The organism is Ruegeria sp. AF8, assembly GCF_056541825.1.
Genome location: NZ_JBQFYW010000009.1, coordinates 26244 through 38694, shown reverse-complemented (window position 1 = coordinate 38694; position 12451 = coordinate 26244). Strand labels below are relative to the sequence as shown.

Sequence of the window (12451 nt, the reverse complement as noted above, 5' to 3'; positions counted from 1 at the left end):
CTTATGGAAGCCTATGCCGAATATTCCCATGCGATCGCCTCATTGGTGATCTTCACCCTGATCGTTTTGGCATTGTCGCCGTTTTCGGCACTGGCGAAACAGGGCAAGGGGTTGGCTCCCGGAGCCACACCGGAGCAGGACTATGCGGACAAGGCTTATCGTCTGAACCGGGCCTATCTGAACGGAACCGAGACGCTTCCCGCCTTTCTGGCCGTTACGGTAGCCGCCATTCTGGCAGGAGCAAGCCCGTTCTGGGTTAACCTGCTTGCCTCATTGGTGCTGGTCGCGCGGATTGTCATGTTGGTGGTTCATCTGCGCGGCGTCGGCAAACCGCACGCCGGTATTCGGTCGGTTTTCTATGTGGCTGGCTGGGCCTGTATGGCCGTGCTGGCAGTTGTGGCATTGGTGGCCCTGTTTTGATCGGGCTGTTCGGATATCGTTCTGCTGCGGGCCACGCCGGGCCATGGCGTTTCGCGATGCCGGACTACGTGCATACCGCGTCACGCTTTGCCATTGCCGGAGTTTTGGCAATTGCCGCCATGACGGCGGGATGCGCGAGAGAGCAAAAGGCAAACCGAGTGCTTTTTGACGGGCATTATTTTCCGACCAAAACTCAGGCCGTGGACGCGAAGGCTTCGCTTGCCGATTTCACGGTGGTCATATCCGATGCGTCGATGTCTCTGGACGGGGCGCGCGAAGCGGGTCGTTTTGCCGGAACGCGCTATTGCATCGAAAACTACGGGTCGTCCGAAATCGACTGGAAAGTCGGACCGGATACCGAACCGCAGCAACTTCGCATCGTGGACAACGAACTGACTTTCGCGGGAACCTGCCAGAGACCATGAGCAAGCGTTCGGCATATCCTTGCTCTTGGGCGACGGTGCTATTGAATAGCAGCCGGGCCCGACTTCGATTGGGGATACTCCAATCGAAAGGATATCTCGTGCCTAATCTCATTTTCGTACTTGTTGCCGCAACTTTGTCGCTTCCGGCACTGGCCAGTGCCAAGCCGCCGTTGCGTGAGGTGCCTCAGATCGCAGATGGCATTTTTACCATCGTGGTCGCCAACGAAATCCGCAAGAACTGCGACGATATCAACGGGCGTCTCTTCAAAGGAATAGGTGAAATCAGGCGTTTGCGGGCCGAGGCGAACGCTCTGGGATACACTGACACCGAGATCCGCGCGGTACTCGATTCCGATGCTGAAAAAGAACGGATGAGGGCGCGTGGCCGAAAATACATGGCCGGATTGGGTTTGAACTATGACAAACCGGGCGACCTGTGCCGGCTTGGCCAGTTGGAAATCAAGAACAAAAGCGCAATTGGCGCGCTACTGAGGGCGAATTAGATTATGTCTGACCTCCGCAAGATCAATATCGACGGACAGGAAATCGAAGTCGAAGGTGCGATGACCCTGATCCAGGCTTGTGAGCAAGCCGGGGTCGAGGTGCCGCGCTTTTGCTATCACGAACGTCTTTCGATCGCCGGGAACTGCCGGATGTGCCTGGTCGAGGTCGTGGGCGGCCCGCCGAAACCCGCCGCCTCGTGCGCGATGCAGGTGCGCGACCTGCGTCCGGGACCCGAGGGCCAGCCGCCGGTTGTCAAAACCAACTCGCCCATGGTCAAGAAGGCCCGCGAAGGCGTGATGGAGTTCATGCTGATCAACCACCCGCTGGATTGCCCGATCTGCGATCAGGGTGGCGAATGCGACCTTCAGGATCAGGCGATGGCCTATGGCCTGTCGGGCACCCGCTTCAAAGAAGCCAAGCGTGCGGTCGATGACCTGAACCTCGGCCCGCTCGTGTCGACGGCAATGACCCGCTGTATTTCCTGCACCCGCTGCGTGCGCTTTACCACCGAGGTGGCCGGGATCGCCCAAATGGGGCAGACCGGACGCGGCGAGGATGCCGAGATCACCTCGTATCTGAACCAGACGCTGGATTCGAACCTGCAGGGCAACATCATCGACCTGTGCCCGGTCGGGGCGCTGACCTCCAAGCCTTATGCCTTCACCGCGCGGCCATGGGAACTGACCAAGACCGAAAGCATCGACGTGATGGACGCGCTTGGCTCGAACATTCGTGTGGACACCAAGGGGCGCGAAGTGATGCGCATCCTGCCGCGCAACCATGACGGTGTGAACGAAGAATGGATCAGCGACAAAACCCGTTTCGTCTGGGATGGTCTGCGCCGCCAGCGGCTGGACAAGCCCTACGTGCGTGAAAACGGCAAGCTGCGCCCGGCCACCTGGCCCGAGGCGCTGACCAAAGCGGCCGTGGCCCTGAAGGGGGCAGAGAAATCAGCGGGGATTGTGGGTGATCTGGCTCCGGTCGAGGCTGTATTTGCACTGAAACAGATGATCGAAGGGCAGGGTGGTGTCGTTGAATGCCGCACCGACGGGGCCAAGCTGCCGGCAGGTAACCGCGGGGCTTACGCGGGTACCGCTTCGATTGAAGACATTGACAGTGCGGAGCGCATTCTGCTGATCGGCACCAATCCACGGGATGAGGCGCCGGTGCTGAACGCGCGCATCCGCAAGGCCTGGGCGCATGGGGCCGAGATAGCCCTGGTCGGCCCTGCGGTCGATCTGACCTATGACTACCACCACGTGGGTAATGACCGCTCGGCGCTGCAACAGGTCGTCGAGATGGGCGGCGATGATGAGATCCGGGGCAAACGCTCACTGGTCATTGTGGGTCAAGGCGCGCTGCAAGAGGCGGACGGTGCTGCGGTTCTGGCCGCCGCGCAAGCCGTTGCCGCGAATACCGAAAGTGGTCTGATCGTCCTGCATACCGCCGCCTCGCGCGTAGGTGCGATGGATGTCGATGCCACCAACGAAGGCGGCATGGATGCGGTCAGCGCGGCGGATGTGATCTATAACCTCGGTGCGGATGAGGTCGAGATCGGCGAAGGTGCCTTTGTGATCTATCAGGGCAGCCATGGAGACCGGGGCGCACACCGCGCCGACGTGATCCTGCCGAGTGCCGCCTATACCGAGGAAAATGGTCTGTTCGTAAACACCGAAGGTCGCCCGCAACTGGCGATGCGCGCCGGATTTGCGCCGGGCGAGGCCAAGGAAAACTGGGCCATCCTGCGGGCCCTGTCGGCTGAGTTGGGTGCTGCTTTGCCCTTTGACTCGCTGGCACAGTTGCGCAACGCGCTGGTCGAGGCGGTTCCGCATCTGGCCCGCATCGACGAAGTGACCCAGAACGAGGTTCAGGCACTTGACGCAGGGTCTCTGGGCAAAGCGACCTTCCGCAACGCGATCAAGGATTTTTATCTTACCAATCCGATCGCGCGCGCCTCGCAATTGATGGCCGAGCTATCGGCGCAGGTGCAGGCCCGTAGATCGGAAAAGATCGCGGCGGAATGAACCAGACCCGTTTCATAACGCAGATGTACGCGGGCGCTGCCGGGTGGCAGATGGCCGCGCCTGATTTGCGTGTGAAACCGAAGATTAAGGGTGGCGCAAAGGCGGCAGATGCTGTTTACACCAACGCGCCGACCCAGCCGCAGTTTGTGCAGGCCCATGGCCTTTGCAACGCGCGCGGAAAACGGAATACCCACGGTGTGAGGACCAATGGCTGATTTCTTTAACACCCCAGGCGGAATAGCCATCATCATTCTGGCGCAAGTTCTTGCTGTCGTTGCGTTTGTGATGATCTCGCTGTTGTTCCTTGTCTATGGCGACCGCAAGATCTGGGCGGCAGTTCAGATGCGTCGCGGACCCAACGTGGTTGGCGTCTATGGCATTTTGCAATCGGTAGCCGACGCGTTGAAATACGTCGTGAAAGAGGTCGTGATCCCCGCCGGGGCCGATCGCGCCGTTTTTATTCTGGCCCCGATGACCAGCTTTGTTCTGTCGCTGATCGCCTGGGCGGTGATCCCGTTCAACGATGGCTGGGTTCTGTCAGACCTGAACGTGGCGGTTCTGTATGTTTTTGCCGTGTCCTCGCTTGAGGTTTATGGCGTGATTATGGGCGGTTGGGCGTCGAACTCAAAGTACCCGTTCCTTGGGTCACTGCGGTCTGCGGCGCAGATGATCTCATACGAAGTGTCCATTGGCTTGATCATCATTGGTGTGATCATCTCGACCGGATCAATGAATTTTGGCTCCATCGTGGGCGCGCAGGATACCGGCTATGGCTTCTTTGGCTGGTACTGGCTACCGCATTTCCCGATGGTCTTCTTGTTTTTCATCTCGGCACTCGCCGAAACCAACCGCCCGCCTTTCGACCTGCCCGAGGCGGAATCGGAACTGGTGGCCGGGTATCAGGTGGAATATTCGGCCACGATGTTCCTGCTGTTCATGGCCGGTGAATACATCGCGATCTTCCTGATGTGTGCGCTGACCACGCTGTTGTTCTTCGGCGGCTGGCTGTCGCCGATCCCGGGTCTGCCCGACGGTGTTCTGTGGATGGTGGGCAAGATGGCGTTCTTCTTCTTCATCTTCTCGATGGTCAAGGCAATCACGCCCCGCTACCGCTATGACCAGTTGATGCGGCTGGGTTGGAAAGTGTTCCTGCCGTTCTCGCTGGCCTGGGTAGTGTTCGTGGCCTTTGCAGCGAAATTCGAATGGTTCTGGGGCATCTTCGCCCGGTGGAGCGTAGGAGGCTGACCATGACGCAAATCGACTATACCCGCGCCGCCAAGTACTTTCTTCTGCAGGACTTCTGGGTCGGCTTCAAACTAGGAATGAAGTATTTCTTCGCCCCCAAGGCCACCATCAACTATCCACACGAAAAGGGCCCTCTGTCGCCGCGTTTCCGCGGTGAGCACGCCCTGCGTCGTTATCCGAACGGCGAAGAACGCTGCATCGCCTGTAAGCTGTGCGAGGCGGTTTGCCCGGCCCAGGCCATTACCATCGACGCCGAACCGCGCGAGGACGGCAGCCGTCGCACCACGCGGTATGACATCGACATGACCAAGTGCATCTATTGCGGCTTCTGCCAGGAGGCCTGCCCGGTCGATGCCATCGTCGAAGGCCCAAACTTTGAATTCGCCACCGAAACCCGTGAAGAGCTGTTCTATGACAAGGAAAAACTCCTGTCGAATGGCGAACGCTGGGAGGCCGAAATCGCCCGCAATCTGGAAATGGACGCGCCGTACAGATGAGTGACAGCCCGACAAATCCGTTCGAGCTGATGATGAAGCAGGCTCAGGACATGGCCAAGGCGATGAACCCGGCGATGGAGAATTTCTCGCCCAAAGGGTTCGAGGCGCTGTGGCCGACCATGCCCAAAGAGGTCATGGAGATGATGTTCGGCAATACGGTCAACAAAGACGGGCTGGACGCCAAGACCCGCCTGCTGCTGACGCTGGCCGGACTGACCTGCCAGGGCGCTCAGGCGGACTCGGCGGTGCGCCAGACCGTGCGCCACGCGCTTGAGGCGGGTGCCAAGAAACAAGAGATCGTGGAAACGATCGGTCAGATGTCGGTCTTTGCCGGCATCCCGGCCATGACCCGCGCGCTGAATCTGGCGCAAGAGGTCATGGGCGACAACGAGGATGAGGATCAATGACCGTCTTTGCCTTCTACCTGTTTGCCATCTGCGTCATCATCGGCGGGCTGTTCACGGTGATCAGCCGCCAGCCGGTGCACTCGGTGCTGTGGCTGATCCTGGCGTTTCTGTCCTCGGCGGGACTGTTCGTGTTGCTGGGGGCCGAGTTCGTGGCGATGCTGCTGATCATCGTCTATGTCGGCGCGGTCGCGGTTCTGTTCCTTTTCGTGGTGATGATGCTGGACGTGGATTTCGCCGAGCTCAAGGCCGAGATGGCGCGTTATATGCCGCTGGCCCTGCTGATCGGTCTGGTCATCCTGATGCAGTTCGTCATGGCCTTTGGGGCCTGGGACAGTGCGCAGGGTGCTGCTGCCAATCTGGCCCAGCCGGTGCCGGCAGACCGCCATAACACCGAGGCTCTGGGCCTCATCCTTTATGATCAATACTTCCTTCTGTTCCAGCTGGCGGGCCTGATCCTGCTGGTGGCCATGATCGGCGCCATTGTTTTGACGCTGCGCCACCGCAAGGACATCAAGCGTCAGGATATCGTCGGCCAGATGATGCGCGACCCGGCAAAGGCGATGGAGCTGAAGGACGTGAAACCGGGGCAGGGACTTTGAGACGATGATCGGACTTGAACACTATCTAACTGTCGCGGCGACGCTGTTCGTCATCGGCATCTTCGGTCTCTTTCTGAACCGCAAGAACGTCATCATCCTTCTGATGAGCATCGAACTGATGCTGCTGGCGGTGAATATCAACCTCGTGGCGTTTTCCAGCTTCCTCGGCGATCTGGTCGGGCAGGTGTTTACGCTGTTCGTGCTGACCGTGGCGGCGGCCGAAGCGGCGATCGGACTGGCCATTCTGGTCTGCTTCTTCCGCAACCGCGGCACCATCGCGGTTGAAGACGTCAATATGATGAAGGGGTAAGGGACAATGGAAACCACCATCCTCTTTGCCCCGCTCGTGGGCGCCATCCTGTGCGGGTTCGGCTGGAAGTTCATTGGCGAAAAGGCTGCCTTGTGGACTGCGACGGGCCTTTTGTTTCTGGCCTGTATTCTCAGCTGGATCGTGTTCTTCACCTTTGACGGGCACACCCAGCAGATCGAGATCCTGCGCTGGATCGAAAGCGGTTCGCTGTCGACAAGCTGGGCGATCCGTCTGGACCGGCTGACCGCGATCATGCTGATCGTGGTGACTACCGTTTCGGCGCTGGTGCACCTCTACAGCTTTGGCTACATGGATCACGATCCGCAATGGCGTGAGGGCGAAAGCTATAAGCCGCGGTTCTTTGCCTATCTCAGCTTCTTCACCTTTGCGATGCTCGCTCTGGTGACCTCTGACAATCTGGTGCAGATGTTCTTTGGCTGGGAAGGCGTGGGCGTCGCATCCTACTTGCTGATCGGATTTTACTACCGCAAGCCCACGGCCAACGCAGCCGCAATCAAGGCGTTCATCGTCAACCGTGTGGGCGACTTTGGTTTTGCGCTAGGGATTTTCGGGCTGTTCTTCCTGACCGACAGCATCAATTTTTCCGACGTCTTCGCCTCGGCACCGGCTTTGGCGGAAAGCCAATTGACCTTCCTGTGGGGGGAGTGGACCTCGATCGAGGTGATCTGTGTGCTGCTGTTCATCGGGGCCATGGGTAAATCGGCGCAGCTGATCCTGCACACCTGGCTGCCGGACGCGATGGAGGGTCCGACACCGGTGTCGGCGCTGATCCACGCCGCGACCATGGTGACGGCGGGTGTGTTCCTTGTCTGCCGCATGTCGCCGCTGATGGAGTTCGCGCCGGGCGCGGCTGGCTTCATTACCGTACTGGGGGCCTCGACCGCGTTTTTTGCCGCGACAGTGGGGCTGGTTCAGACCGACATCAAACGCGTCATCGCTTATTCGACCTGTTCGCAGTTGGGTTACATGTTCGTGGCCGCTGGTGTGGGCATGTATTCGGCGGCGATGTTCCACCTGTTCACGCACGCGTTCTTCAAAGCGCTGCTGTTTCTTGGCGCCGGGTCGGTGATCCACGCCATGCATCACGAGCAGGAGATGACCGAATACGGCGGGTTGCGCAAAAAGATCCCCTATACTTTCTGGGCGATGATGGTCGGCACGCTGGCCATCACCGGAGTTGGTATTCCGCTGACCACCATCGGTTTTGCCGGGTTCCTGTCCAAGGACGCCATCATCGAAAGCGCTTATGCGGGCGGTTCGGCCTATGGTTTCTGGCTGCTCGTGATCGCGGCCGCGATGACTTCGTTCTACAGCTGGCGGCTGATCTTCCTGACGTTCTACGGCGAACCGCGCGGCGACAAGCACACGCATGAGCACGCGCATGAAAGCCCGATGTCAATGCTGGTTCCGTTGGGCGTGCTGTCGCTGGGCGCGATCTTTGCGGGTATGATCTGGTACGGCCAGTTCTTCGGCCACACCGACAAGGTGGGCAAGTTCTATGGCATCCCGGTCGCCGAAGCTTCGGTCCATGCCGAAGGGCATGATGCCGAAACGCATGCCGAACATGTGGCCGACGGCACCGCCGCCGAGCATCATGACGAGGCACAGGACGGCGCGCATGGCGAGGACGCCACCGCCGCAACCGCCGATGGCGGGCATGGTGAGGCAACGGCCGATGACAGCCACGGTGAAGCCATGGCCGAGGGCGAACATCACTATGTGTTTGCCGGCAAGCCGGGCGAGGGCGGCATCTACATGGGCCCCGACAACACCGTGCTGGACGATGCGCACGCCGCACCGAAATGGGTCAAGTTCTCTCCCTTCGTTGCGATGGTGCTTGGGTTTGCACTGGCCTATCTTTTCTACATCGTGAACCCGTCGCTGCCGGTGCGTCTGGCCGAAAACCAGCGTCCGCTGTACCTATTCCTCAAGAACAAGTGGTACTTCGACGAAATCTATGACGCGATCTTTGTCAAACCCGCATTGGCTCTGGGCCGGCTTTTGTGGAAGCGCGGTGACGGCAATACGATCGACGGCTTCCTGAACGGAGTAGCAATGGGCATTGTTCCCTATTTCACCCGCCTCGCAGGCAAGGCGCAGTCGGGATACATCTTCACTTACGCCTTCTGGATGGTCCTGGGTCTTGCCGCTCTGGTTACCTGGATGTCGATCGGGGGAGGGGCAAACTGATGGACAATATTCTCTCCATTGTTACCTTTTTCCCGGCCGTCGCGGCGCTGATCCTGGGACTGTTCCTGCGGGGGGACGATGCGGCAGCGCAACGCAATGCCAAATGGGTGGCACTGTTCGCGACAACCGTGACTTTCCTGGTTTCGATCGGCATCTATTCGGGCTTTGATCCCTCGAACACCGGCTTCCAGATGGTGGAAGAAGGCGAGTGGCTGATGGGCCTGAAATACAAGATGGGCGTCGACGGCATCAGCGTTCTGTTCATTCTGCTGACCACCTTCATCATGCCTCTGACCATTCTGGCCAGTTGGCACGTGACGGACCGGGTCAAGGAGTACATGATCGCCTTCCTGCTGCTGGAGACCCTGATGCTGGGTGTCTTCATGGCATTGGATCTGGTGCTGTTTTACCTGTTCTTCGAGGCCGGCCTGATTCCGATGTTCCTGATCATTGGCATCTGGGGCGGAAAAGACCGCATCTATGCCAGCTTCAAGTTCTTTCTCTATACCTTCCTTGGCTCGGTGCTGATGCTGGTTGCGATGGTCTATATGTATGCTGATGCAGGGACCACGGACATCGAGGCGCTGATGAACCATCAGTTCTCGTCCGAAAGCTTCAGCGTTTTGGGCGTTTACGTCGTGGGCGGTGCGCAGACGCTGATGTTCCTGGCCTTTTTCGCCAGCTTCGCAGTCAAGATGCCGATGTGGCCGGTGCACACCTGGTTGCCCGACGCGCACGTTCAGGCGCCGACCGCCGGGTCTGTTGTTCTGGCCGCGATCCTGCTGAAAATGGGTGGTTATGGTTTCCTGCGTTTCAGCCTGCCGATGTTCCCGGTGGGAGCGGCGGTCATGACCGATGTGGTGCTGTGGATGTCTGCCATTGCGGTCGTCTATACCTCGCTGGTGGCGCTGGTGCAGGAGGACATGAAAAAGCTGATCGCCTATTCCTCGGTTGCGCATATGGGCTTTGTCACAATGGGCATATTCGCCGCCACCCAACAGGGTGTGGACGGAGCAATCTTTCAGATGCTCAGCCACGGCTTTATCTCGGCCGCGCTCTTCCTTTGCGTCGGTGTGATCTATGACCGGATGCACACCCGCGATATCGAGGCCTATGGCGGCCTGGTGATCCGGATGCCTGCATATGCGCTGGTCTTCATGTTGTTCACGATGGCCAATGTCGGCCTGCCGGGCACCAGCGGATTTATTGGCGAATTCCTGACCCTGATGGGCACTTTCCCGGTCAACACCTGGGTTACGGCTGTGGCCGCTTCGGGTGTGATCTTCTCGGCGGGCTACGCATTGTGGCTCTACCGCAGGGTGGTCTTTGGCGATCTGATCAAGGAAAGCCTCAAATCGATCACCGACATGAGCGCGCGCGAGCGGCTGGTTTTTGCGCCTCTGATCGTGATGACCATCCTGCTGGGCGTCTACCCGTCGCTGGTCACGGATGTGATCGGCAATTCGACCGCCGCGCTGATTTCGAACTATGACACGGCTCTGGCCGCGGCCGAGGCCGCGACCCAGGTCGCCGCTTCGCACTAAGGGAGCTGTGGAGACATGATCCAGGCTGATCTGACTGTAATCCTGCCGGAAATCATTCTTGCGATCTATGCGATGGCGGCGTTGCTCGGGGCTGTCTATACCAGAAAGGACGCGCTGGCGCCGGTTCTCGTCTGGACGACTGCGGGCCTGATGGTCGTCCTGTCGTTCTGGATTGCCACCAATGGCGGCACTACGCGGGTGGCGTTCAATGGCATGTTCATTGACGACGGCTTTGCCCGGTTCTCCAAGGTCGCGATTCTGCTGGCCGCCGCATCCGTGCTGGTGATGAGCCAGGACTACATGGCGCGTCGCGGTCTGCTGCGGTTCGAATATCCTTTGCTGGTGGCACTCGCAGCCGTCGGGATGATGATGATGGTCAGTGCGGGCGATCTGATGTCGCTTTATATGGGTCTCGAATTGCAGTCGCTGTCGCTTTACGTGGTGGCCGCCCTGCGCCGGGACAGCGCAAAATCGACCGAGGCGGGTTTGAAATATTTCGTGCTGGGTGCTCTCAGCTCGGGCCTTTTGCTCTATGGCGCATCGCTGATCTATGGCTATTCCGGAACAACGCTGTTTTCGGGCATCATCACGACGGCGCAGCATGGCGAAGTGTCGATTGGTCTTCTGATCGGTCTGATCCTGCTGATTTCGGGTCTGGCCTTCAAAGTGTCGGCGGTTCCGTTCCATATGTGGACGCCGGACGTTTACGAGGGCTCGCCCACACCGATCACCGCCTTTTTCGCGACCGCGCCGAAGGTGGCGGCGATGTCGCTGTTCGCCCGGGTCATGCATGACGCCTTTGGCGGCGCCGTGGCGGATTGGCAGCAGGTGATCGTGCTGCTTTCGGTGCTGTCGATGTTCCTTGGCGCGTTCGCCGCGATTGGGCAGCGTGACATCAAACGGCTGATGGCCTATTCGTCGATTGCGCATATGGGCTATGCGCTGATCGGCCTGGCTGCGGGCACTCAGATGGGCATCAAGGCGATGCTGATGTATCTGGCGATCTACGTTACTATGAATGTCGGCACCTTTGCTTTCATCCTGATGATGGAGCGCGATGGCAAACCCGTGACCGATATCGACGCGCTGCGCCAGTACGCGCGCCGTGACCCAGGCAAGGCGCTGGCGGTTCTGATCCTGATGTTCAGCCTTGCCGGAGTTCCGCCTATGCTTGGTTTCTTCGCCAAATTCGGCGTCTGGCAGGCTGGTATCGACGCGGGCTTGACAGGTTTGGTGATCGCTTCGGCCATTGCCTCGGTGATCGGTGCATTTTATTACCTGCGGATCGTGTTCTATATGTACTTCGGTGAAGAAAACGAAGATCCGATCGACACCCATTCGTCGCCGGTTCTTTGGGCTGCACTGATGGGGTCGGCTGCGCTGATGCTGATTGGTGTTTTCTATCAGTTCGGTGTCGAAGGAGCTGCGGCTGCGGCGGCGGCAACACTTGTCAACTGATCCGGTGATGCAAAGAAAAAGGGGGGCTCGGCCGTTGGACCGGGCCTTTTTGACATGAGCGATTGGCCGCAAGGTTACGGGCTCCACATTCTGGACGAAGTGGATAGCACCCTGAACGAAGCCGCCCGGATTGCGCCGGCTTTGCAAGGCCCGGTCTGGATCTTGGCACACCATCAGACAGCGGCGCGCGGGCGTCGGGGCAGGGCATGGGTTCATCCGCGCGGTAATCTTGCCGCGACGTTGGTCATACGCCCGGAGGGCGCGCCAGAGCGGGCCGCGCTGCGCAGTTTCGTCGCGGCGTTGGCGTTGTTCGATGCCTGCGTGGCCGTCACCGGACGAGCCGACGGGCTGGCCTTGAAATGGCCAAACGACGTTCTGCTGAACGGCGGCAAGCTGGCCGGTATTTTGCTGGAGAGTACCGGGCAGGGTCGGGGAATTTCGCATCTGGCGATCGGCATAGGCGTCAATCTGGCGGAAGCGCCACCGCACAACATGGTCGAAGCCGGCGCCGTACGCCCGGTTTCTCTGTTGTCCGAGACGGGCGCACAGGTGAGCCCCGAGGATTTCCTGACCGAACTTGCCGCGTCCTATGCCCGCTACGAGACCCAGTTCACAACCTATGGGTTTGAGCCGATCCGCATCGCCTGGCTGGCCCGCGCGGCGCGATTGGGTGAGGTGATCACTGCCCGTACCGCAGCGTCGCAATCCGTCGGGACCTTCGAAACGGTGGACGCGGATGGCAACCTTGTCCTAAACACCGCCAAAGGTCGCGTCGGAATTCCCGCGGCGGAAGTGTATTTCTGAGGG

At 59.5% G+C, this 12451-nt stretch carries 13 protein-coding genes; all 13 read left to right on the top strand.

Annotated features, from left to right (window positions below; translation table 11 throughout):
- Positions 1-3: 3 nt before the first annotated feature.
- The 13 genes from ACR0AO_RS15185 to ACR0AO_RS15125 all read left to right on the top strand — a co-directional run bounded on the left by ACR0AO_RS15185 (position 4) and on the right by ACR0AO_RS15125 (position 12448).
- Positions 4-420 carry an MAPEG family protein gene (locus tag ACR0AO_RS15185; protein ID WP_480605026.1) on the top strand — a complete coding sequence of 139 codons (417 nt, stop codon included), beginning with the start codon at positions 4-6 and terminating at the stop codon, positions 418-420.
- A 56-nt stretch (positions 421-476) separates the two neighbouring features.
- On the top strand, positions 477-845 hold the full coding sequence (locus ACR0AO_RS15180) for a hypothetical protein (protein ID WP_480605024.1): 369 nt from the start codon (positions 477-479) through the stop codon (positions 843-845).
- A 98-nt stretch (positions 846-943) separates the two neighbouring features.
- On the top strand, positions 944-1348 hold the full coding sequence (locus ACR0AO_RS15175) for a DUF5333 domain-containing protein (protein WP_480605023.1): 405 nt from the start codon (positions 944-946) through the stop codon (positions 1346-1348).
- 3 nt (positions 1349-1351) lie between these two features.
- Positions 1352-3373 carry an NADH-quinone oxidoreductase subunit NuoG gene (gene nuoG, locus ACR0AO_RS15170; protein WP_480605021.1) on the top strand — a complete coding sequence of 674 codons (2022 nt, stop codon included), beginning with the start codon at positions 1352-1354 and terminating at the stop codon, positions 3371-3373.
- 207 nt (positions 3374-3580) lie between these two features.
- Positions 3581-4618, top strand: a complete 1038-nt coding sequence (gene nuoH, locus ACR0AO_RS15165) for an NADH-quinone oxidoreductase subunit NuoH (protein ID WP_480593132.1) — start codon at positions 3581-3583, stop codon at positions 4616-4618.
- A 2-nt stretch (positions 4619-4620) separates the two neighbouring features.
- The gene (nuoI, locus tag ACR0AO_RS15160) at positions 4621-5115 is read left to right on the top strand and encodes an NADH-quinone oxidoreductase subunit NuoI (protein WP_480605019.1); all 495 of its coding nucleotides are present in this window, start codon (positions 4621-4623) and stop codon (positions 5113-5115) included.
- The gene (locus tag ACR0AO_RS15155) at positions 5112-5522 is read left to right on the top strand and encodes a carboxymuconolactone decarboxylase family protein (RefSeq protein ID WP_480605017.1); all 411 of its coding nucleotides are present in this window, start codon (positions 5112-5114) and stop codon (positions 5520-5522) included. The genes nuoI and ACR0AO_RS15155 overlap by 4 nt, the downstream gene beginning before the upstream one ends.
- Positions 5519-6121 (top strand): NADH-quinone oxidoreductase subunit J, encoded by a 603-nt coding sequence (locus tag ACR0AO_RS15150; protein WP_480605016.1) that lies wholly within the window; start codon positions 5519-5521, stop codon positions 6119-6121. Before ACR0AO_RS15155 ends, ACR0AO_RS15150 begins: the two co-directional genes overlap by 4 nt.
- Before the next feature lie 4 nt (positions 6122-6125).
- Positions 6126-6431 carry an NADH-quinone oxidoreductase subunit NuoK gene (gene nuoK / locus ACR0AO_RS15145; protein WP_005984024.1) on the top strand — a complete coding sequence of 102 codons (306 nt, stop codon included), beginning with the start codon at positions 6126-6128 and terminating at the stop codon, positions 6429-6431.
- A gap of 6 nt (positions 6432-6437) precedes the next feature.
- The gene (nuoL, locus tag ACR0AO_RS15140; RefSeq protein WP_480605014.1) at positions 6438-8642 is read left to right on the top strand and encodes an NADH-quinone oxidoreductase subunit L; all 2205 of its coding nucleotides are present in this window, start codon (positions 6438-6440) and stop codon (positions 8640-8642) included.
- A complete protein-coding gene (locus ACR0AO_RS15135; protein ID WP_480605012.1) occupies positions 8642-10186 on the top strand; it encodes an NADH-quinone oxidoreductase subunit M in 1545 nt (514 codons plus the stop codon). Before nuoL ends, ACR0AO_RS15135 begins: the two co-directional genes overlap by 1 nt.
- Positions 10187-10201: 15 nt before the next feature.
- Positions 10202-11644, top strand: coding sequence for an NADH-quinone oxidoreductase subunit NuoN (nuoN, locus tag ACR0AO_RS15130; RefSeq protein ID WP_480605009.1), 1443 nt, complete (start codon positions 10202-10204; stop codon positions 11642-11644).
- Positions 11645-11698: 54 nt separating this feature from the next.
- Entirely contained in the window at positions 11699-12448 is a 750-nt protein-coding gene (locus ACR0AO_RS15125) for a biotin--[acetyl-CoA-carboxylase] ligase (RefSeq protein WP_480605008.1), read from the top strand.
- Positions 12449-12451: the final 3 nt, after the last annotated feature.

Excerpts from the sequence above, each read along its gene's own strand:
- ACR0AO_RS15185 (WP_480605026.1), top strand. The coding sequence starts at position 4 with ATGGAAGCCTATGCCGAATATTCCCATGCGATCGCCTCATTGGTGATC.
- ACR0AO_RS15180 (WP_480605024.1), top strand. The coding sequence starts at position 477 with ATGCCGGACTACGTGCATACCGCGTCACGCTTTGCCATTGCCGGAGTT.
- nuoG (WP_480605021.1), top strand. The coding sequence starts at position 1,352 with ATGTCTGACCTCCGCAAGATCAATATCGACGGACAGGAAATCGAAGTC.
- nuoH (WP_480593132.1), top strand. The coding sequence starts at position 3,581 with ATGGCTGATTTCTTTAACACCCCAGGCGGAATAGCCATCATCATTCTG.
- nuoI (WP_480605019.1), top strand. The coding sequence starts at position 4,621 with ATGACGCAAATCGACTATACCCGCGCCGCCAAGTACTTTCTTCTGCAG.
- ACR0AO_RS15155 (WP_480605017.1), top strand. The coding sequence starts at position 5,112 with ATGAGTGACAGCCCGACAAATCCGTTCGAGCTGATGATGAAGCAGGCT.
- ACR0AO_RS15150 (WP_480605016.1), top strand. The coding sequence starts at position 5,519 with ATGACCGTCTTTGCCTTCTACCTGTTTGCCATCTGCGTCATCATCGGC.
- nuoK (WP_005984024.1), top strand. The coding sequence starts at position 6,126 with ATGATCGGACTTGAACACTATCTAACTGTCGCGGCGACGCTGTTCGTC.
- nuoL (WP_480605014.1), top strand. The coding sequence starts at position 6,438 with ATGGAAACCACCATCCTCTTTGCCCCGCTCGTGGGCGCCATCCTGTGC.
- ACR0AO_RS15135 (WP_480605012.1), top strand. The coding sequence starts at position 8,642 with ATGGACAATATTCTCTCCATTGTTACCTTTTTCCCGGCCGTCGCGGCG.
- nuoN (WP_480605009.1), top strand. The coding sequence starts at position 10,202 with ATGATCCAGGCTGATCTGACTGTAATCCTGCCGGAAATCATTCTTGCG.
- ACR0AO_RS15125 (WP_480605008.1), top strand. The coding sequence starts at position 11,699 with ATGAGCGATTGGCCGCAAGGTTACGGGCTCCACATTCTGGACGAAGTG.